The organism is Exiguobacterium sp. s34 (assembly GCF_018617435.1).
In the GTDB taxonomy this organism is placed as follows: domain Bacteria; phylum Bacillota; class Bacilli; order Exiguobacteriales; family Exiguobacteriaceae; genus Exiguobacterium; species Exiguobacterium aestuarii.
Map to the genome: position 1 here is coordinate 211621 of NZ_JACSKE010000001.1, position 21277 is coordinate 232897.

Sequence of the window (21277 nt, forward strand, 5' to 3'; positions counted from 1 at the left end):
CTTGTGGGAATTGAAAAAGAAGATACCAATTGGCATCTTCTCAACGTTTGATTATCGTGTCTCTTCTGACTCCTCATTCACACCTTTCGGCATTTCCACGGTGCGAGATCGTCCGTTCGACAAGGAGTAATTCACGATGTAAGCCGTCTCCGTCTCCGCCACGTTCGAGAACGTGACGCGTGTACCAGTCTCCGACAGATGGAACAAGGTGACGAATGCGGTACCTTTTCCAGTTTTTGTCGAAACGACTTGATGACGTGGCTTCCATTCGAAATCACGATAGGCGACAAAGCTTGGCTCGATTCGAACTGTCCCGGTCGAAGCGATCGGCAGTTGAATCATCTGGAGCGTACGCCCTTCCGCGTCGCGGAAAAGTATCTCACCTTCACGCTCTTCGATCGGCTCAAGACCGACCCCGAGATGGAAGCGTTGCGTGAACGGGACGCGGGCGTCACTTTGAATCGTATCCGCGACGAGCACGGTGCCGTCTAAATCATGGGCGATCCTTCGCTCGTGATGAATCCCTTGCCCCATCAGTTCACTGAACCCACTCGCACGCTGCACCCCATCGGTTTCCTCTACCGAGGTGATACCACTTTTTCCGATTGTGCTCGCGTGGAGCGTGAGCTGGCGAGACCCCATATTCACCGTATTATGCGCTTCGACGCGAATGGCTGTATCTCGCTCGGGACGGTTCGTATATCCGTATCGTCCGGTCTCGACGATGAAGTCACGCCCATAACCGTACAGGTCGAGACTGAGGTCATCTTGATGTTTATGGGCCGTATTATGGAACCCTGCCGTCATCATGAGAGAAACCGCATCAGCGAACGGCTCATTCTCTCCCCAATGTTCTCGTAACACCGCATATTGCGTATCGAGTTGCTTCACCCGTTCCGTCGGTCGCACCCCTTCTGTTCCCCCTGTCACCGCATAGAGCAGTTCAGGATAGTCGCGTAGCGTCGAGATCATCGATGTCGTTCGCGGCTCCCCCGTCGTGTCTCCGAACAGCGGGAGCGTCCGGTTCGGCTTCATCAGATGGACGAGCGTCTCCGGCATCCGTTCGACGGCCTCTAGGCGAGGAGATGTCGTGAAGCCGTTCGCTTCGATCCAGCGATTGAAACGATGTAACATCTCATACGTATACACTTGATACCCTGGTGAATGCTCCAGATGAACGTTATCAGGGCTCAAAGAATGGTCCAATTGCGTCGTCAAACGAGTCGTCGCGAGCTCATTCCACACAGGTGATTGTTCGAGCTCTGGGAACGTCTGGGCGATATCAGTCAACGCCATGTCTTGGAAGATTCCGTGGTTGTGTCGTGCCCGATAAAACTTCGCGTCTGCCAAGATCTCGCCGTGCCCTTCGATTGTCCGAAGCACGCGGGCGCTGAACGCTGCATCGTTGTTCAAAGGCGACTTCTTGTATTGATTCCAGAAATTGATGAGATGGAACGTACGGATCGCGGTCCCTTGTTGGTGATAAGCATTTGGATAACGACGATACGAATCGGTCGGGTACTGCTTGACCCAACTGTCAACGAACGCTTTTCCGTATGCTAAGTAGTTCGTGTCTTTTGTATAGTGATACGCCATTGTCAGCTGGTTCAACACCATCCAGTACTGCATCTGGAACATGAACGACGTCGAGTCGCCGACGGTGATGTCGTTTTCCCAGTCGAACGTGTGGATGTCCTCCACGACTTGTTTGCCCGGGGTTGCCCCGATCCGCCACACCCCGTTCATGGCCGAATCTGCTTGACTGACGGCTTGCGATTTTGTCAAAAATCCATAGTAATACGGAACTTCACGTCTTTCGACACGCGCCGTATAGTTATGAAGCAGTCTTTCATACTGTCCATCCGAGACGACGGTTTTCGTCAATAGTTGAGCCTTCAACGGGATTTCTTGCTTTTTGACGTACGTGCGTCGCCCGTTCAGCTCGACTTGATAATAGCCACCGGACACACCGATAACTGCATATTGCTCATTCGGCAGGAGTTTCCCAACAGGCTTCATCGTCTTATCCGGCAACAACCGATATACCGTCGTCTCTTTTGACACTTCTGTAAAGAATGGACGTGCGGCCTCCTCTGCCCCGACAGAAGTGGTCGTGAGAAGTAGCGCCGTTGATAAGAGCGCACCTTTTACATATGTATTCATCCAATACCTCTTTTATCTTTTTTTACCATCATAACACGACTTAAAGGTAATTTTTTCAAAAAGAAGAAAAGCGATTTTCAGATTGATTAAGAAACCAATTCTCACATCTTTCAAGTATGACACATACGAAAAACGCCTATCCCGAATGGAATAGACGTTGAACGTTAGCGCACCGTGACGTACATCGTCTGCGAACGACCTTTCGGCGTTGTCATACGAACGGTCAAACGCGTGCCTGATTTTTGAGCCGCCATCGAGACAGATGTCGATTTTGACGTCACCGTCTTCGATGCGAGGAGTGTCGAGCCTCGATGGATCGTCACCTTGCCATAGTCGATGTTGGCATTCACCGTGACAGAACGTGACGCGCTCGTCGGCGTCGTCACCGTGAACTTGGGCGTAAGCCCTGCCTTCACGTAGACCGTCTGCACGAAACGATAGACGCCGCGCTTACTGACGAGCGTGACTTTCGACTTGATCGGTTGAGGCGCCAAGTTCATGACGACGCGTCCTGTCGAAGAACTCTTCCCACTCGCGATTCGTGTCGAACCGTTTTGCAACGTGACGTAACTATTCGGAAGCACCATACCGATCCATGTCTTTTGCTCATCATGGAGTCGAATGTTACTGAATGTGACTTTTGGTAGCGCAAGACGCGTATCTAGCTTTTGCCCTCCACGGACGAGACGGACGAGAACGACGTCCCCAGGTCGTGCCGGAACCGTGAATCGTGTCGAGGAGACCGGCGTTGCTGTCGTACGCTTGCCGTTGATGTAGAACTGAAGGTCGGCCTTCACGTCACGACGAACGCTCACGACCGTATGCGTCGCCGTCATCGCGACATCTGTCACTTGAAGAATCGTCGGTCCGACCGCAACGACACGATGCTCCACGGTGGTCGAGCGGTCTCCCGTCGTGGCGACGGTACGAATCACATCACCGTCTTGAAGTGCCTTCGGTAACGTCAACGCGCGACCATCCCCGACGAGCACGTCGTTGACGTACGTCTTGTACGTAATGCCTTTAGCTGTAGACGCATAGGATAATGTCGTATCCCCTGCGTTCGGTGTCACCTGGAACGTGAAGGTCGGTTCAGCCCGCTCAAAGACAACGAGCTCCTTCTCCACCCCTTCCGTGCCAGCTGGTGCGTACGTCACTGTGACGCCTTTTGCGAGCGGATCGACCGTTCCCGTTACGCGTGCGATGCCTGAGGCGTCTGCTTGAATCGTGTCGTACCACGAATGGAATTGTTCTTTGACGAAGACGTCAATTTTCCCGTTCGGCACGGTTTTAAAAATGACACCCGTTTCGACAGAATCTCCTAACACCTCAATCGTGTTGGCTTCTGGATTCGGAACCGGTACGGTGAACGGTTGACGGTACACCGCTGACCCGTTCGCCAGACTCGTCACCGTGAACGTCGTGCCAGGTGCTAAACGTTCCGTCGTGACTCGGAACTCACCAGATAACGAAGCTCTTGCTGAATATTGGATTGGTTCTTTTCCGTCTTGATGAACCCGTACCGTCACACCTGCGCGCGGTGCCGTTTGTCCAACGATTTCACCCGCAAGTCCGAACTTACGAATCGAAACGTCTCCAACATCGTAAGAGAAGAGCGACCCTGTAAACGTTTTCCCCATATATGTGAGGTCATAGTTGACGTCCGTCACATACGAAAATACTTGTGGTGATGTGACTTCATTCGATTTATTCGCTCGTAAGCGTTCAAACGGAATCGTTTCGGTCACCCCGTCCAGATTCGTCGATTTGAGCGTGATCGGATAAGATCGACCGACATAAAGATATGGATCACCTTCTGTATTTGCTCCTTTATCCACTTCGAACTCCAGTTGAGTCGGCATTTGTTTATAGGAAGAAAGCGGAATCGTCTGATCTGAGAATGCTAGAGTACCAGGGAATAACGTCGGGTAGACAATCGGGTCATACATCTTCAATTCTCCAGATGTAGTATGTAAGACACCGTACATCCCTTGAGAATACCAATGCAAGAACCCGTCTTCTTCTGCATACTGTACGTCATACCACTCAGGAAGCGCGACAAGCTGTCGGGTTGCTTCAAGATAGACGTAACCTTGATCCGGATAAGCGATAACGCCGTCAAAAGCGAGCGCTTCCTTATCGCGGACTTGGACCTTCACATCAAAGGATTGAGTCGACTTCGTTTCACCCGTCACCGCATTCACATGGGCAATAGTTAACAGGTCATGCTGTGCCGCAATGACAGTCTGACCATCGGTAGATAACGTGACGGCAGTCCCGAGGTCGGAACGCTTCCAGAGGACATCGCCTTGAAGGTTCGTCATGATCACGTCTGTCCACGTCGCCCATAAAAGTCGATCATGTGTAACGTCCGCTCCGACGATTCGATAATTTTCTGGGACCCGATGCGATGTGATATGACCTTCAAGGTCGATGATGTAACTACTCGTCGAGCAAATGCCACATCCGATTGTAAGGACGAGATGTTGACCGTCCACACTCATCACAGCGTTTTTATCATTGGACCAGTGTAAATCCAATTCAGTCGATAACGGAATACGTTCCCCCGTTCCGACGTGGTACAGTTCCTTTCCATCCATCGTGATGACGTAAGGACTATTAGAGATCCGATAATGGTTCGGAATCGGCTCACCCGCTTCTACCGAATCAGGCAAACTGAATATAGGAAGAAAAACGGCAAGTAGAAGTGCCCACAGCAATTGTTTCACGTACATTTCCTCTTTTCTTTAAAAATGGTAAAAGATTAATTTGATGACAATAAAAGTATAATTTGTTTTATAGAAAAGGGGAATTGTTTTTTAGGGTAAAAGTAAAAAACCGATAGTGCCGAGGCACTACCGGTTTACAAGATGGCTCCGTCCGAAGACATTGCTCTATTTAACCCTAAGGGAGGGTCAACAATTATTTAGTGATTGTTGCGTTAACAATCACGTTACCTGCAGCATCAGCCAATTTCGCATCTTTGAACTCAACAGACAAAGTGTCAGTCATTGAGAAGTTAGCAGATGTTTTAACTGTAAGTTTGTTACCGTTAACAGCCAATGAAGCTGGCGCAACAGTAACACCGTTCACTTTAACGATGATTCCAGAAGTGTCATCGTTAGCAATCATTTCAGAGAACGATACTGTGAACTCGTTGCTCGCCATAACGTCGATCTTCGTCGCAACTGGTGCTACGTTTTCAGACAATGACAAGAGTTGTGAAACTTTTTCACCTTGAAGCGTGTTACCTGCTGTTGAAACGAGGTTCTTACCTTCGAAGACATACATTCCGTTAACAGCTACAGAGCCAGCTGGCAATTTAACGTGAACTTTTTTCAAGCTGTCTACAAAGTTAAGTGTTGTGCCTGCAGGAAGTGCTTGGCCACCAAGCATGTAGTTAGAAGCTTGGAGTGCAGATGTAGTCATATCTTCGTTGAAAGTAACGATGAGCGTTGACTTATCTACTACTACAGAACCTGTAACTGTCGCTTTGCTTTCTGGAGTAGCAGGAACGAATTTGCCTGTAGTCAAGTTGAAGTACAATGTTGAAGCAAGTGCGTTACTTGAAAGGTCCTTGATTGAATCTTTAGCAATCGAGAATCCGTATGAAGTAGACTCATCAAGGTCGACTGGTACTTTAATCGTGTAAGCTTCAGTACCTTCGATTTTACCGTTTCCATCTACATCATATCCAGTTGATGCATTAACCGCTACTTTGACTGGTGTACTTTGAATGATACCGTTGATTGATGTGATGTTAAGATCACCTTTAAAGTCAACTTTTTCATTGAAAGTAAGGTAGACAGCATCTACATCAGTTGAGACAGCTTTGTTATCAGCAACGAGGATTGCAGCTGAAGCACCAGTGAATGAAGGAGCTGTTGTGTCAGCTTGGATTAATCCAGAGAATGCGTAGTCGTCACCTTTGTTTCCAGCTTTATCTTCGTATCCAGCAACTTTGAATGAAGCATTCAAGAATGTTGCCGAACCAAGCGCAGCTTTAACATCTGCAGTGTACTTCGTTTTAACGTCAGCATCTTGAACTAATTCGTAAGCTACACCGTTTACTGTGAATGTACCAGTAGATTTAAGTTCTTCCGAGAAGTTAAGCGTTACTTTAGTGCCTGAAACAGAACCTGTCGCAGTAGGCTTCACGCTGTCCACAACCGGTTTTGCAACTGTGAAGTTAAGTGCGATTGGGTTAGAAACATTACTAGCAAAATCTTTAACACCGACAAGATCAACGCGGTATGATTTCTCAGCAGTAAGTCCAGAAAGCGTAAGTTTCTTACCATCAGCCGAAAGTGAACCTGTAGTTTGAACACCGTTCAAGCTCACAACACCTGCAGTTTGAACTGGTTCAGAGAACATGATCTCAGCAGTTGTACCTTCAGCTTTGATGCCTGAAACAGAAGCAGCTGATTTATCAGCAGCTGAGAAGATTGCATTGTATGCTGCAGTCATTACTTTAGCGTCTGCTTTAGTCTTGATTGGAGCAACAGTCAATTTCGCGTTTGAGACTTTGAGCTCGTCTGCTGAAGTAAGTGTAAGAACCAATCCATCTTCAGAAAGAACTGCAGATGTGAATGCTTCTCCTTCAAGCGCTACTTTACCAGCGACATCATCTTTGTGAACTGGCTTGTTGAAAGTAACTTGAAGTTCTTTTGCGTTGATCGCTTCTACGTTTTTAACCATAGCTGCTTCAACAGTGAAGTTTTGAAGATCAGATTTCACTTCGCCAGAAACAAGTTGGAACGAGTGTGTACCAACTGGGAATTGACGTGAAACTGACAATTTACCTTCTTTAGTTACAGTTGCTTCCGTCACGATTGGAGCTGAAGCAGTGTTTTTGTTAGCGTAGACGTGAAGTTCAACCTTTTCGTCTTCTTTAAGGTTTTTCACATCCGCATTTACAGAAAGAACTTCTGTCGCTTGGTTAACTGAAGCAGAGATGTTTTCGAATTCAACTTCTCCAGCAACAACTGTGTAAGTCAAGAATGAAGTGATGCGGTTCCCGTTGTGGTTGTAAGAGATGAGAACTTTTTGTTCGCCTTCATCTTTCGTGTTGTAAGTTGAGCTCATTGTGAAGCGCTCAGGAGCTTGTGTGTAAACTTTTCCGTCGCGGTACATAACGCGGATTGATGGTTTCTCGAGTTCAGAACCAGCTTCTACTTCGCCAAGATCTTGGTCGAGGATGTAGAGTGGGTAGTTACGAGCGTAAAGTTTCTTGATGTAAGTCTTTCCATCAGAACCTTGGCCTTTAACTGTTTGCCATTTGTTGATTGCAGTAACGAGGTATTTACCCCATTTGATCTCAACGCCAGCTGGTGTGTTGAGTGCGAGTGCTTCCTTGAACTTCCCGCCGAGTACGACCTCTGCTTTGAGTTCAACTGTTGAAGTTGATGCTTCTGCTGCCATTACTGGTGTAAGGGCTGCTGCCGTCACAGCAAGAGCTGCTGACGCTTTGACTAGCTTGAATGATTTCTTAGCCATCTTGTGTAAATCCTCCCTTTGGTTATGTTACGTGTTTGTCTCTACTCGTCTACTTAGACGCTCCCCCCGCTAAAGATCCCATATGTATACGCCGCTCATACGAATGACTTATGCAACTTGATCGTTTAGGTCTTGAGCTTCATCGAAACGGGTAGGTATTCTTTCAAGAGGTGACCCTTGAACAATTTACCAAGTATGAACTTGGAAAACCTTACATCCATAATATACATAACGCTTCCAGCTAGCACAAGCGTTTTTTTTCGCAAAAATGGGAATGATTTTGAATTTCTCGTTATTAGAGATTATTCAATATTAAATTTACCTATTTTATAAATGTCGAAATGCGTCGAAAAAGGGCGAATTTAAGCCGTTTATCATTCATAAATTCATTTATATACATTATTTGTATATTTAAATGAATAATATGGATTTATGTATAATTTCCATGTCTATTTTTTGATTTGAGCATTTTTTGACTTTATTTCATCCTTAATTTTACATTGACCAAACTTTTAAAACCATTTCGAGGGAATCTTGACTCGTCATCACTCCTCCATTAGACCTATCCTTGAAATACAAAAAAAGCCATAGGTGAATGACTCACCTACGGCTAATAACTTATTTCTTCTTATTAATATCCTGCGTATTGAAGCGACTGAATGAAGGCACGTTTCTCACCAGCGATCAACGCCCACTCCACATCATAGTCGTATCCTTCGATTGTGATGACGATTCGATTCTCTGGACGAACATGTTGTTTGATGAAAGCAATCATCTTCGCGCTCGGGACAAACCAGTATGATTCTTCTACTGATCCGTCTTCGTACTCATAGTAATCGACATCCCACTCATCGATCGCTTCTGTGTACGTCGCATTCCCTACACGGATGCGAAGCTTATTGAATCCAACCACATCCTCATATTCTGTGTAGTTGCTCAGTAAGAACAACATATTCGATTTCGATGGGCGGTCGATGAAGAACGGTGCAAATGTCTCGTTGTAACGTGTCGAGCCATCCCACGTGAATACTTCTTTATGGAAGACTGCACGGAACCCCTCATCCGTCACACGATAGAAGTTGTTGAAGAGTGCGTGTTGGACCGTCAACATCTCAGACGCGCTGTAGTTGCCAGCACCGTCACGTACCGCGAGGGTCATTTTCTTACCGAGTGGTTGTTTCGGGATCGGAAGGACGAACTTCCCGGTCGACATGACCGGTGCCGAGTATGCTTTTCCGTCAATCGTTACGACTACCGTCGCGAGCGGTTCCGCTGTTCCCGCGATTCCGTTCGATGTCGTCGTCACCGCTTGTGTCAAACGAGCTTTCGCAGGTGCAACTTTATCAGCGACAACTGTTGCTTGAACGAGGTCACTGAGTGCCCCACTTTTCGCTTTCGCTTGTGCCGTTAACGGTGTCCCTACTTTTTGAAGCGCAATCACGCGGCGGTATTGCCCGTTCGTATCAAACGATCCGTTGAACGTGCTTCCTCCGACTGTGACCGTCACACCAACTCCAGGTGTCCCTGTGACAACGATCGCACGTGCCGAGTTATCGACCGTGTTGATGACCGGTGCTTCCGGACGTTGCTCTGGGTCTTCTGCGACGACGACACTTGTCTCTTCACTCACGTTCCCGCTCGCATCGACGAGACGAACTGTGATCACGCGACCGACAGGCTGTGGCGACATCGTGAAAATCGCTTCCCCAGTTGAACGCACAACGCGCTCATACGTTTTGTTCGCGACAAGAATCTCTGCCTTTGTTCCGACTTCTCCTGTAATTTTTAACGAAGTCGACGTGTGAAGTGGTGTTTCCACAACTGGTGCTTCTGGTGCCGTCGTGTCGACGACCGTTTCATTCGTCTCTGCTGCAACGAAAGTTGGAGCGAAACCGCCGAGAACGAGTGTCCCCGCTAAGAATAAAGATAAGTACTTCGGTTGTTTCATAAAAAGATGTTCCTCCTAAATAATGTTTTCTTCAGACAACATCTTTATTTTAATGGATTATTTTAAAAATAGGTACATAATTTTCTATTTTTAATCATATTTTTTAAAAGCACAAAAGGATTCCTTTCGTAAAAGGAATCCCATTGTGTCGAGCTAGATGCATATACGATGTATGGATGAACCATCGTATATGATTTTTCAGTAATTTCCTTTTCTCAACGGACCGTGATCGTTGAAATCGGACTGACTTTTTTCGTCACGTCCTCCACATGGACCATGAGACGTTCACCTTTCTTCAACGCTCGTGTCTTGACGACATACGTTCCGTTCAACGTCACTTTCGACTTTCCGATGACTTGTTTCTTTTGGTCGCGAACGACGACCGTCATCCCAGCCTGAGCTTTACCCGTCACTTGTTTTGCTTTGGCGCGCACGGCGTTCACTTGTGCCGTTTTTGGACGGAGACCTTTCATGACGATGAGGCGCTCACTCGTGCTGAATTTACCATTTGAGTATTGCGCTGTCAGGACGGCTCCTGATTCTTGTGGAATAATTGACATCGTCACGACGCCATTTTTCGAAATACCAGTACCGATTCGCTTCGTCCCGCTATAGAGTGTGACGCGCGTCCCTGATTTGACTTTGCCCGAGAAGACTGGCGCATTGTCATAGACCCGATTCGGTTTCGGCGCGAGTTGAAGCATCGACTCGGCACGATAGACGTCTACTTTTCCATATCCACTCACAAGATCATAGTATGGAAGGAGAGGACGCTCTAATTCATCGAGCACATACTGTAACCCGTCTTCCATTCGTGGGTCACTCGGTGCGTCACCACCCGAGAATGCGAGAGGTTGTGCCGTACGGCGAAGGATTGAACGCGCCCCTTCGACCGTCATGTTTGGATGTTGTGATTTCAAGAGCGCGACTGCAGCCGCGACGTGTGGTGTCGCCATGCTCGTCCCGTCCATGTAAACGACGTTCCCGTCTGGAACAAGACTCGCCACTTTAGATCCTGGTGCGACGACGTCGACATCAATCCCATAGTTCGAGTAGTCGGAAACGATCCCGAACGAGTTCGTCGCCCCGACAGAAATCGTGTATTTCGAAGATGCCGGATAAGACACACGTGACTGTGCATCATTCCCTGTCGCCGCCACGATGATGACACCACGGTCATGTGCATACTTCAGCATGTACCCGAGTGTACGGCTCTCGTTTCCACCAAGGCTCATGTTGATGACTTTCGCCCCAGCATCGACCGCATATTTAATCCCAAGTGCGATTTGATCCGTATCTCCATAACCGCCCGCATCAAGCACTTTCACAGGTAGGATTGAAACATTCGGAACGATCCCGCGCATCGAGACGCCGTTGTCTTGAATGGCACCGATGACGCCAGCGACATGCGTACCGTGACCATGGTCATCGATCGCATCCCCTTCACCGTTCGGATCGACAAAGTTCTTCGCGTTGGCGATATCGACTTTCCCTTTTAAGTCGAGCAAACGATAGTCGACACCTGTATCGAGAACGGCTACTTTCACAGCCCGACCAGGAAGTATTAACGCTTCGTAGCGATCAAGACCAATCCCGGCATCTTGGAACGGCTTGAGAACCGATTTTGAGTTAATAGACCATTGATAATCGAGGCTTACGTCTGTCGCGAACGACTTGTACGTCTGGACCGGTTCGATATATTCCACGTTCCGATCCGATTCGAGCGTCGACTTCGCCTGTGCCTGCATCTTCGTAGAAGCTTCCTCTACGTCGACGAGCGCAAAGTAATCCGATGGCGAACCGATGGCGATTCGCTCGGCCGATACGTTATTCATCGCATTCATCTTGCCAAGGAACTTACTCGGTGACGATTTGTATTTGACGATATAGCGCGGTGCGTCCTGACCGTCTGTTTGAATCGTCATCCCGATTTTCCCAAAGAGATCTGACAGCGGTGTGCCCGCGAGCGAATCCATCTCGAGCGCCGTCGCGATTTCACCGATCTCACTTTGAAGCGCCGTCGGGACGCTTCCATCGACAAGTGCATGAAGGCGTTTGATTGCCGCCGCATCTTGCGTTTTCAACGTGTAGTCTTTTTTGTCGACAAGCGCCGTCATCAATGGACGGAGTGTCTTCAAATCTGTCAGTGCCGCTTTTCGTTTTTCCCCATCAAACGTGATGGCTTTGACGATGTATGGCGAAGCACGGTAATAAAGTGCTGATAAGTCACGACCTTCTTGCGACTTGCCAAGTACTTCAGATTGCACGCGACGGATGAGTTTAAGCATCGAGTCGCGTTCTGGTGCCGGTTGTACGATTGATTCGACGGCACACATGTCACCACCGACTTGTTCATATTTCACCGGAAGTTTGACCGGGTTGACGACGAGCTTGATCTCTGAAGCGAACATCGAGAGGTCAGGTGCCGGCGGCTCTTCACCCTCACCTGGTTCTCCTTCAATCGGCTCTTCGCCTTCTGCTAGCACCACTTCTTCTGGCAGATCTTCTGACGGAATGTCCATCATCCCATCACCGAGTTCCATCGGCATATACTCGACCTTGATGTAATATGGACCTTCCCATGCGAACGGGAACGCAACCTTGGCCGTCTGTTCTCCCTCTTCTTTCGTCGCACTCGCGCGATAACGATCGAACGTCTCATCTTTTGCTGCCATCTCGGCGCTAGGATAGATGCTGATGTTCGCGAGCTTGGAAGATTCGAACGTGACTTCCATATGTGTCATCGCTGACGCAATCCGTTCCATCTTGAACCAATACGTGTTGACCGGTTCGACTCCGGTCGTGAACTCGACCGCTTCTCCCGGACTGAGTAGGGTGGCTTCCTTCATCCCTTCCCCTTTGTCGGCTGATACCGGTGGGAGGAACGATAGGACGAGGACGAGAATTGTCATCATCGCCACGAACTGTTTGAACCTTGTTTTCATAGTTTCCCCTCTTTCATTTCATCTTGGAGTGTATGCTCCAAATCGTTCTACGGAATATATCGGTTAATGTTTCAAAAATGTAACAAAAATGTTTCGACAAGATGTCGACAAATATATGCATTAAAAAAGACACCTCTTTTTTCAAGAAGTGTCTTCACGTTATTCGTTGATCATCGTCGCTTGACCGCCTTGCCAGAGCCAGTCGTCGCCTTCTTTTATATACAAGTGGAGCGCCCAAAAGCGTCCTTCGTATGCATTCGTACCAAGAATGAACCGTTCTTCGAGCAAGACTTTCACGATTGCGAGGTCCGCCGTCACGGTTTCATCGAACGTCACCGTTTCTTGGGCGATCCATTGAATCGCAGTCGGGTCGACGTATTGATCGAGGAACGTTTCTTTATCAAACTGACGTCCGCTCGAGTCGACATACCGAAACGAGTCGTGCATCAAGTCACGCATCGCGTCGAGGTCACCTGCGACTTGTTTCGTCGCACGGTCGTCAGAAAGTTGTTTCATGTTGAGTGTCTCCATCGGTGCACCTTCCTTTCACAGTCCATCATAGCATAATTTATTTATTTTTCAGATACCTGTCGCTTTTGAGTCTTGACAAGGAGGCTTCATCCCGTTAAAGTAACGATAACATTCATACGAACTCGCGATGAGAAAGAAGAGTAGCGCGAAGGGACGTCTCCAGAAAGCCGGTGGTCGATGCGAACCGGTGTCGTGCCTTGCGTGAATGGGCTTTTGAGCGTTCAGACCGACATGTAGGCTCTGACGGGTCCTCCCGTTATCGGGGACAGCGAATGATGGTTCGCGATGAGTGGGAAGACACGGCGTCTTTCAACGAAGGTGGCAACACGGGGAATCTCCTCGTCCTTCATGTCCGATTGGGCATGTGGGGCGGGGAGATTTTTTAGTTTAAGGAGGAGATTTCGATGCAACAACTGATCATCAATGGCGACGAATTGACACCGGTGGCAATCTTTCACCGTCTGCAAGGTGAACGAAAGATATTACTCGAGAGTCGGGCGGAAGGGAAGCACGGGCGTTACTCGATTATCGCGGCGAACCCGGTCGAGACGATTCGGGTCGACGGGAACGACGTGACCGATTCAACCGGTACCATCTATGCGGACGATCCGCTCCATGCCCTATCCGAACGCATCACCCGTGACGACTTCACTGCACCGTATCCGTTCATCGGGGGCGCCGTCGGCTATATCGGGTACGATTTGCTTCGGGTATATGAACCGATTCCGAACACACCGACCGAGACGCGCGACTTACCCGACGCCCTCTTCCAACGCTATGAGACAATCGTCTTATACGACCACCTTGAAGAGCAAGTCATCTTGATCGATACGAGTGAAACGGATGCTACGATGCGACTCGAATCCATCCGTGGGCAACTAGAGACACCGGAAACGCATGCCCTTGAACCGGTCGTTCGGACGAGCGAACACATCTTGACGACAAAAGATGAATTCATCGACCGCGTGCTCCAAGCGAAAGAGGCCATCCTCGCGGGCGAGGTGTTCCAACTCGTATTGTCGCAGCGAATCGATGCCACATTCACCGGAGACCCGTTCCACTTTTATCGGACACTTCGAAAACAAAATCCGAGCCCATACTTGTTCTACATCGACCTCGGGGAAGCAATCGTCCTCGGTGCCTCACCCGAAAGTCTCGTCCGTGTCGAAAATGGAACGGTGACGACGAACCCGATTGCCGGGACACGCCCACGTGGGAAGACGGTCGATGAAGACATGCGTCATGAGGAGTCACTTCTCCAGGATGAGAAGGAACTGGCTGAGCACCGGATGCTTCTCGATCTCGGACGAAACGATATCGGTCGTGTCGCCAAGGTCGGTACGGTCACCATCCCGAAACACATTGAGCTCGAACGATTCAAAAATGTGATGCACCTCGTCTCCGAAGTCGAAGGTGAGCTACGTGACGGCGTCACGCCGATCGATGCGCTCCGTGCCTGTCTTCCCGCTGGTACCGTTTCGGGTGCCCCAAAGATTCGGGCAATGCAGCTCATTGATGAACTAGAGACAGTGAAGCGTGAAGTGTACGCCGGGGCGGTCGGTTATCTCGACGTCCGTGGCGGCTTCGATTTTGCCCTCGCCATCCGAACGATGGTCATTCAAGGTGACACGGCCCACGTTCAAGCCGGTGCCGGCATCGTCTATGACTCGGACCCCGTATCAGAATATGAAGAAACGTTGCATAAAGCCAAATCCCTTTTGGAGGTGTTCGCATGATTCTCCTCATCGACAACTACGATTCGTTCACGTATAACGTCTATCAGGACGTCGCCCGATTCAGTGACGTCTGTGTCATTCGCAATGATGAACATACTATAGAAGAAATCCGTCGAATGAATCCGAGTGGGATCATCCTTTCCCCGGGTCCCGGTGGTCCAAAAGATGCCGGTGTTTCGCTTGCGGTCGTCCGACAATTGTCGGGATACGTCCCGATTCTCGGTGTCTGTCTCGGGCATCAGGTCATCGCCGAGGCGTTCGGTGGTGTCGTTGGTCGAGCGAACGAGGTCATGCATGGGAAGGTGTCCCGAATCAATACGGCACCGAGCATCTTATTCGAAGGTTTGTCGATGGACGTCATGCGCTATCACTCGCTCGTCGTACAAGAGACCGACTTGATCGTCACAGCGGAGACGACAGATGGCGTCATCATGGCACTCGAACACCCGACCCATCCGACGTATGGCGTCCAGTTCCATCCCGAGTCGATCGGGACACCGGATGGCCGTGGCATCTTTGAACGGTTCGTCCAGTTGTGCACGAAAAAACCGGGGAACGTTTCCCCGGTTTGAGTGTCATCCTAAAAAGTCCTCACGTTGAAAATCATGCTTGTCGATCTTGATATTGTCACAGGCCACCCCGTTCGTCCGGAGCACATGGATTGTCTCGCGCAACAGTTCGTCACTGCCGACGACATAGAATAATCCGTTTTGATCGGCAGCCAACGCTTCAATTCGTTCATAGTAGTCTTTCCGACTCGGCACGAACTCTGAAGTGAAGTGCTCGTTCGATTCAAAGACGTCACCGAACAGATACGCCTTCGACGAATCGACGTTCAACGAATGGAGATGCGGCACGCCTTCCCCGTTCGCCAAATAGTCGAGGACAATCGGACGGAACGTTGCGAGACCGACACCTGCTGATAACAGGTAGATGTTTTTCCCGCTCCGCTCGAGCGGGACGTTTGAATGTGTCTTGAACAAGGCGACCTTGTCCCCAGGCACCATGTCGCGAAGGGTAGATTTGAATGGTGAACAGTCTGACTTGATGCGGGTCGTGATCCCGATTGCCCCTTCGTGCGGCAATGTGGAGATCGACATGTGGCGGACGAGGCTCCGGTCTGGCTTGTCTCCCGCATTGAACCCTTCAAGCGCGAGATGCGTGTGCGCCCCTTCTTGCCACGTGAACTCAGGTGGCAACGCGAGATAGAACGTGTATGTATTGGGTGCTTCGTTTACGACTTTTGTGATTGGTGTCCAGTCAATTTTCATGTGAATTCTCCCTTTCGTTAATACACCGCAATCGGCCCATACGGCCCTTCGATGATTTCGAGTTTCGTCTCAAAAATATCCGATAAAATCTTTGCGTCCATAATCTCATCGACCGTTCCGAATGCAGCGATTTGCCCGTCCTTCATCGCACAGATGCGGTCCGAATACTTCGCTGCGAAGTTGATATCGTGAAGCACCGTGACGATTGTCCGTCCAAACTCGTCGGCGACGTGACGTAAGTATTCCATCATCTGGACCGAACGAGCGATATCTAGGTTATTCAGCGGCTCATCGAGGAGGACGTACTCCGTTTCCTGACAGAGCACCATCGCCACATACGCCCGCTGTCTTTGTCCCCCTGAGAGTTCGTCGAGATAACGATTCTCGAGCGCTGTTAAGTCGAGGAAGTCGATATATTTGGAGATGATGGCCTCATCTTCTTTCGTGAGCCGCCCTTTCGAGTACGGGAAACGACCGAAGCCTGCGAGTTGCCGGACTGTGAGGCGCGTCACGAAATGGTTCTCCTGACGAAGAATCGTGATAATTTTCGCCAAGTCCTTCGACTTCGTGCTCGATACGTCCATCCCGGCGACTTGAATCTGTCCTTCATCTAAGTTGAGCAACCGCCCAATCATCATGAGCGTCGTCGACTTCCCTGCCCCGTTCGGCCCGATGAGTGAAGTGAACCCGGCTTTTGGGATGTCGAGTGTGAGCGGTCCGATGTGGACGTCGTCTGTATACGATTTTTTGACTTGTTCGATTTGAATCATAGCGACCTCTTTCGTAAAATGACGGCCAAGAAGATGAGTCCGCCGAATAGTTCGATGATGACGGAGACGACACTTGGCGTCTGGAATATGTGATACATGAAGAAATACGCGCTCGTCAGGACGAAGAACCCTAACGCGAACGCCATCGGGAAGACGTACTTATGGTCATATGTCGAAGCGACCTGATAACTGAGTGTCGCCACCAAAAAGCCGAAGAACGTGAGCGGCCCGATGAGCGCTGTCGAGACCGACATGAGGAGTGAGATCAAGACGAGCGTATAGATGACGCTTCTCCGATGATTCACCCCAAACGTCGTCGCGACGTCCTTACCGAGTGCGACAATGTTCAAGCGATTTGAGAACAGGAACAAGAGTGTCCCGGCAATGATGACAATCGGGATGACGATCGGGAAGTATGCCACGTCGGCATTCGTCACCGAACCGAACAGTCGTGCCTGCAGGATATCGAACTCGGACGGTGCGAGCATGCGGCGCATGAACGACGACACCGAGTTCAGTCCCGTCCCGATGATGATTCCAACAAGCAACATGAGTTGAAGGTTGGCGTATTTCCCCGATAAGAGCCATCCATATAAGAGAAGACTCATCGTCACCATGAGCCCGACTTGCGTCAAGAAGGCGCCCGTCCCCGAGAATCCGATTAACGCCCCCGCCCCGAAGAAAAACACCATGCTCGTCTGAATCGTCGAGTAGAGCGCATCGAACCCGAGTAACGACGGCGTGATGATGCGGTTGTTCGTCACCGAATGGAAGGCGATCGTAGCAAGACTTTGGCACAGTGCCGCAATCAACATCGTCACAATGGCGACGATTCGACGTTCGACGACCGGAACGAATGACGGCGAATCGATGGAGACTGGGTTGTTGTAAAGGAGAAGGCCGAGCGCGCACAAGAGGCCCCCGAGAATAAACGCACTTAAAAAGAGCCAGTAGCGCCGTGAAGCCCGTTTTGATTGAAACGCCGAGGCATGACGTTCTTCCCTCAAATCCCCGACTTTCACTTCAACACCATCTCGTTCAATGACCGTACTCATCGAACCCCTCCCTTTTTCCGTTGCCTCAATAAAATCATGATAAAGACGAACGCACCGACCGTCCCGAGAATAAGGGAGACCGGGAGTTCGAACGGCATGATGATCGTCCGCGAGATTAAGTCACTCACGAGAATCGCACCCATCCCAACAAGACAGACCCACGGCAGATTGCTGCGTAAGTCATCCCCTCGGAACATCGAGACGAGGTTCGGGACGATGAGGCCGAGGAATGGTAAATTCCCGATGACCGTCGCCACGACGCCGACCGATAAGGCGATGAGCCCGGTCGCAATCATCATCAATTGGTTGTAATTCACGCCAAGACTCGTTGCAATGTCTTCTCCGAGCCCGGCGAGCGTCAAGCGGTTCGCCAGTAGAAAGATGAGTACCGTCACGACGATGATGACCCATAAATATTCATAGCGCCCAATCTGCACCGAAGCGAATGATCCGACGAACCAGCCCTCGATTGCTTGGCTTGCGCGGAAAAACAGGCCGAGGAACGTCGAGATGGCGGAGATGACCGCCCCTAACATGAGCCCGATAATCGGCACGATGAGAGACGAGCGAAGTTTGACCGAACGTAAGAACCAGAAGAAGACCATCGTTCCGATGAACGAAAAGACGATGGCCCCGGTCATCCGCATCATGAGGCTCGGTGCTGGAACGAGCAAGTACACGGTAAGTAAACCGAGTCCTGCCCATTCGAGCGTCCCGGTCGTCGTCGGTTCGACGAGCCGATTTTGGGTGATGAGCTGCATGACGAGCCCCGCCATCGCCATCGCCGCACCCGTCAACATGAGCGCAACCGTACGTGGGACGCGGGTGATCCAAAACATATCGAAGCCGTCTGTCCGGGATAAGTCATATACTCCGGTAAAGAGTGACAGCACCGCCAAACCGAGGACGATGATAACGGTGACAACGAACGACTTCGTCCACAATTTAGAAAAGGAGGGCTGAGACGTCGTCTCAACCCTAGCTGTCAACGGTTTTTGCATAATCGAACCTTACTTCGTGAGCGCTTCCGTGACACTGTTGAAGAATTCAGAGTACGTTTGAATCGATTCGTTCAAGTACGTATCTTTCGGCGCGTAAACGATTTGATCTTCAGTCACAGCTGTTGTTTTTTGAAGGGCCGGAGCGTTATCGATGACATCCTCTGCTGGTACGGCGCCTTCTGCATCACCAAGTGGTGCGTCGCGGTCGAGAACGAACAACCAGTCCGGATTGCTTTCCGCAATCGCTTCGACCGATACTTCATCACCTTCGTGGTCTCCCGTCTTCTTCTCGACTTCAAGTGCCGGTACCCATCCGAAGATGTCGTACATCGGTCCGAACACACGTCCCGTCACCGGTGCTGAGAATCCGATGTCTCCGCCCGATACGATGACTGACATGATTGTGTCTTCTCCGTTATATGCTGCTTTCGCGTCTTCGATCGACTTGTCGAGGTCCGCTACGATTGTTTCGGCTTCTGTGTTTTTGTCAAAGATTTTCCCGAGCGTGAGCGTCGTGTCTGTCAATCCTTTGACTAAAATCTCACCCGGTGTACCTGAATCTTCTGGGATCTCGATGTTCAAATCGATGACCGCTGCCTCTGGTACTAATTTTTTGATGTCCTCGTAGTAATCCGCGAAACGTTGACCGACGATGACGACGTCCGGGTCCACTCCCGCAATCGCCTCTAAGTTCGGCTCAAAGTGCATGCCAACGTCTGCGATATCCTTGTCTGTTGCATATGGTGACTCAGCCGGAAGGAGTCCAATTGGTGCCGCCACCAAGTCGATATCCCATGCTGCTAATGTTTCGAATGTCCGGTTATCAAGGGCGACGACCTTCTCCGGATTGACCGGTACCTCGATTGTGCCGTGTGCGTCTGTAATCTCGACTGTCTCTGTTTTTGTTGCGCCGTCGACGTTCTCTTCTTGCTTCGTCTCGCTCGTGCCGCCACATGCCGCGAGTACGAAGACGAGCAACGTCAACATGAGTGAAAGTTTAAATTTCCCCACTTTATCCATCTCCTCTGTATGTAAATTTCAATGATTCTCACACTCGGAATGAGTCACGCTGATTATGTATGTCTTTCTATTCGCTCTCATTTTAAGTGATAATGATTATCATTGTCGTTTTCATCAAGTAGCATAACAAACAAAATTAGGATGCGCAACGCCAAATTGACAAGATTCGGATAGGAGAATTCTTCCTTCTATAAAAGCGCACAAAAAAAAAGAAAGTGGAGATTTCCGCTTTCTTAAACCAAATAATAAAGTAGACCATCTGTAAAATAGTCGAGAAGGTCAAGTAATGTGAAGAAGAAAGCCGCAATCAAATAAATGACTCGATCATTTCTGTCCAATCGACTCCACATGAACAGCAGAATCACCAATCCAATTGGGCCAAAAATCAGACAACCAATTAAAAATGGGACCGTTCGTGCAACAAAGGGTAATTTTTTCTCATTTTCAGTCATTTCACTCACGCCTCCGAGATCCCGTTCGCCAGTAGCAACAGGTAAATCCAAATCGATAACGGAATGATCAATCCGATGTTCGTAAGAATCGTGTATATTTTGACCAATTGATCTTTCAAGAACAATCCCCAAATCAACGTGACGAACAATAAGACATCAATCGCAACATACACCCAGATGACCGTCATCAACTCGAGGTTCGGAAATACCCGTCCGTTCAGAGTGAAGAAGGTGATGATCGTCAAGATAAATAGTCCGAGCGTCGCGTATAGTGGTGCGTATCGCCTCTTCATACGAGCATCGCCCGCTTCCGTCTGACCATCTCAAGACAGCGGCGAACACACGTATCGACATAGCCGTCGAACTAGTGCGGCAAGAACATCGTATATGTCCCTTCTTCTGTCATCGCTGCGTCCCGCTCGACTTTTGCGATTAGTTCATCGAAAGTCGGATTCCCTTTCAATCGTTCGAAATCAAACTTCCCGAGTCGTTTCGACAGGCGGGCGTTATACGCATCAAAGTCCGCATAATAGGCAGCCTGTTTTTCTGGATGCTGGGTGATGACTTCCTTCAACCAACTTTTATAGAACCCTTGCAACCAAATCTCATCCGCGACAAGATGGGCATAGTAGCCGAGTCGAAATGAGATGTCTTCTCCTTCACTATCACGCCAATATTGATTGAGATCGAGACGACGTGATAAATCGTCGTGACGCCCCGCATAGTAATGTGAATCTCCTTTTTCGGTCGTCGCGTCCGGTGCGAGACTTCCTAGAATGAATGCTACCTCATCGAGTTCTGGTAACTCTTCTGCCATCTCACTCGCGATCACGAGATGCATCAAATGTGAGCCCATATCAACACCCCCTTTCCCACATTATTCCACCAG

Annotated in this window: 15 protein-coding genes and 1 other annotated feature; of the genes, 2 read left to right on the forward strand and 13 right to left on the reverse strand. The window is 49.5% G+C overall.

Going from position 1 to position 21277, the window contains the following annotated elements:
• Positions 1 to 51: 51 nt before the first annotated feature.
• The 6 genes from KNO87_RS01040 to KNO87_RS01065 form a co-directional block, all read right to left on the reverse strand.
• On the reverse strand, positions 52 to 2163 hold the full coding sequence (locus KNO87_RS01040) for a heparinase II/III family protein (protein WP_214793480.1): 2112 nt from the start codon (positions 2161 to 2163) through the stop codon (positions 52 to 54).
• A gap of 164 nt (positions 2164 to 2327) precedes the next feature.
• Positions 2328 to 4892 (reverse strand): hypothetical protein, encoded by a 2565-nt coding sequence (locus tag KNO87_RS01045; protein WP_214793477.1) that lies wholly within the window; start codon positions 4890 to 4892, stop codon positions 2328 to 2330.
• A 193-nt stretch (positions 4893 to 5085) separates the two neighbouring features.
• Entirely contained in the window at positions 5086 to 7659 is a 2574-nt protein-coding gene (locus tag KNO87_RS01050) for an Ig-like domain-containing domain (RefSeq protein WP_214793474.1), read from the reverse strand.
• Positions 7660 to 8290: 631 nt separating this feature from the next.
• Positions 8291 to 9607, reverse strand: coding sequence for an Ig-like domain-containing protein (locus KNO87_RS01055; RefSeq protein WP_214793471.1), 1317 nt, complete (start codon positions 9605 to 9607; stop codon positions 8291 to 8293).
• Between the two features lie 215 nt (positions 9608 to 9822).
• On the reverse strand, positions 9823 to 12552 hold the full coding sequence (locus KNO87_RS01060) for a S8 family peptidase (protein ID WP_214793467.1): 2730 nt from the start codon (positions 12550 to 12552) through the stop codon (positions 9823 to 9825).
• Positions 12553 to 12711: 159 nt separating this feature from the next.
• Positions 12712 to 13083 carry a nuclear transport factor 2 family protein gene (locus tag KNO87_RS01065; RefSeq protein WP_251126720.1) on the reverse strand — a complete coding sequence of 124 codons (372 nt, stop codon included), beginning with the start codon at positions 13081 to 13083 and terminating at the stop codon, positions 12712 to 12714.
• 118 nt (positions 13084 to 13201) lie between these two features.
• Positions 13202 to 13433 (forward strand) — a binding site (T-box leader).
• A gap of 54 nt (positions 13434 to 13487) precedes the next feature.
• Here KNO87_RS01065 and trpE point away from each other — a divergent pair.
• A complete protein-coding gene (gene trpE / locus KNO87_RS01070) occupies positions 13488 to 14819 on the forward strand; it encodes an anthranilate synthase component I (protein ID WP_214793464.1) in 1332 nt (443 codons plus the stop codon).
• Positions 14816 to 15391: an anthranilate synthase component II gene (locus tag KNO87_RS01075; RefSeq protein ID WP_214793462.1), complete on the forward strand. Its 576-nt coding sequence runs from the start codon at positions 14816 to 14818 to the stop codon at positions 15389 to 15391. Before trpE ends, KNO87_RS01075 begins: the two co-directional genes overlap by 4 nt.
• A gap of 3 nt (positions 15392 to 15394) precedes the next feature.
• On the opposite strand, the gene KNO87_RS01080 is transcribed toward KNO87_RS01075, so the two are convergent.
• The 7 genes from KNO87_RS01080 to KNO87_RS01110 all read right to left on the reverse strand — a co-directional run bounded on the left by KNO87_RS01080 (position 15395) and on the right by KNO87_RS01110 (position 21244).
• Positions 15395 to 16090, reverse strand: a complete 696-nt coding sequence (locus KNO87_RS01080; protein ID WP_214793459.1) for a ferredoxin--NADP reductase — start codon at positions 16088 to 16090, stop codon at positions 15395 to 15397.
• Positions 16091 to 16107: 17 nt separating this feature from the next.
• Positions 16108 to 16860, reverse strand: coding sequence for an iron ABC transporter ATP-binding protein (locus KNO87_RS01085; RefSeq protein WP_012727166.1), 753 nt, complete (start codon positions 16858 to 16860; stop codon positions 16108 to 16110).
• Positions 16857 to 17915 carry an iron chelate uptake ABC transporter family permease subunit gene (locus tag KNO87_RS01090; protein WP_214793456.1) on the reverse strand — a complete coding sequence of 353 codons (1059 nt, stop codon included), beginning with the start codon at positions 17913 to 17915 and terminating at the stop codon, positions 16857 to 16859. Before KNO87_RS01090 ends, KNO87_RS01085 begins: the two co-directional genes overlap by 4 nt.
• Positions 17912 to 18916: an ABC transporter permease gene (locus KNO87_RS01095; RefSeq protein WP_214793453.1), complete on the reverse strand. Its 1005-nt coding sequence runs from the start codon at positions 18914 to 18916 to the stop codon at positions 17912 to 17914. Before KNO87_RS01095 ends, KNO87_RS01090 begins: the two co-directional genes overlap by 4 nt.
• Positions 18917 to 18925: 9 nt before the next feature.
• A complete protein-coding gene (locus KNO87_RS01100) occupies positions 18926 to 19936 on the reverse strand; it encodes a siderophore ABC transporter substrate-binding protein (protein ID WP_214793450.1) in 1011 nt (336 codons plus the stop codon).
• Positions 19937 to 20393: 457 nt separating this feature from the next.
• Positions 20394 to 20681 carry a hypothetical protein gene (locus KNO87_RS01105; RefSeq protein ID WP_214793447.1) on the reverse strand — a complete coding sequence of 96 codons (288 nt, stop codon included), beginning with the start codon at positions 20679 to 20681 and terminating at the stop codon, positions 20394 to 20396.
• Between the two features lie 71 nt (positions 20682 to 20752).
• Positions 20753 to 21244, reverse strand: a complete 492-nt coding sequence (locus tag KNO87_RS01110; protein WP_214793444.1) for a zinc dependent phospholipase C family protein — start codon at positions 21242 to 21244, stop codon at positions 20753 to 20755.
• Positions 21245 to 21277 lie beyond the last annotated feature (33 nt).

What these genes read in the sequence shown, in the direction of transcription:
- KNO87_RS01085 (WP_012727166.1), bottom strand. Translation starts at nt 16,860, where the DNA reads ATGATTCAAATCGAACAAGTCAAAAAATCGTATACAGACGACGTCCAC.
- KNO87_RS01065 (WP_251126720.1), bottom strand. Translation starts at nt 13,083, where the DNA reads ATGGAGACACTCAACATGAAACAACTTTCTGACGACCGTGCGACGAAA.
- KNO87_RS01060 (WP_214793467.1), bottom strand. Translation starts at nt 12,552, where the DNA reads ATGAAAACAAGGTTCAAACAGTTCGTGGCGATGATGACAATTCTCGTC.
- KNO87_RS01090 (WP_214793456.1), bottom strand. Translation starts at nt 17,915, where the DNA reads ATGAGTACGGTCATTGAACGAGATGGTGTTGAAGTGAAAGTCGGGGAT.
- KNO87_RS01095 (WP_214793453.1), bottom strand. Translation starts at nt 18,916, where the DNA reads ATGCAAAAACCGTTGACAGCTAGGGTTGAGACGACGTCTCAGCCCTCC.
- KNO87_RS01110 (WP_214793444.1), bottom strand. Translation starts at nt 21,244, where the DNA reads ATGGGCTCACATTTGATGCATCTCGTGATCGCGAGTGAGATGGCAGAA.
- KNO87_RS01055 (WP_214793471.1), bottom strand. Translation starts at nt 9,607, where the DNA reads ATGAAACAACCGAAGTACTTATCTTTATTCTTAGCGGGGACACTCGTT.
- KNO87_RS01105 (WP_214793447.1), bottom strand. Translation starts at nt 20,681, where the DNA reads ATGAAGAGGCGATACGCACCACTATACGCGACGCTCGGACTATTTATC.
- KNO87_RS01100 (WP_214793450.1), bottom strand. Translation starts at nt 19,936, where the DNA reads ATGGATAAAGTGGGGAAATTTAAACTTTCACTCATGTTGACGTTGCTC.
- KNO87_RS01040 (WP_214793480.1), bottom strand. Translation starts at nt 2,163, where the DNA reads ATGAATACATATGTAAAAGGTGCGCTCTTATCAACGGCGCTACTTCTC.
- KNO87_RS01080 (WP_214793459.1), bottom strand. Translation starts at nt 16,090, where the DNA reads ATGAAAATTGACTGGACACCAATCACAAAAGTCGTAAACGAAGCACCC.
- KNO87_RS01050 (WP_214793474.1), bottom strand. Translation starts at nt 7,659, where the DNA reads ATGGCTAAGAAATCATTCAAGCTAGTCAAAGCGTCAGCAGCTCTTGCT.
- KNO87_RS01075 (WP_214793462.1), top strand. Translation starts at nt 14,816, where the DNA reads ATGATTCTCCTCATCGACAACTACGATTCGTTCACGTATAACGTCTAT.
- trpE (WP_214793464.1), top strand. Translation starts at nt 13,488, where the DNA reads ATGCAACAACTGATCATCAATGGCGACGAATTGACACCGGTGGCAATC.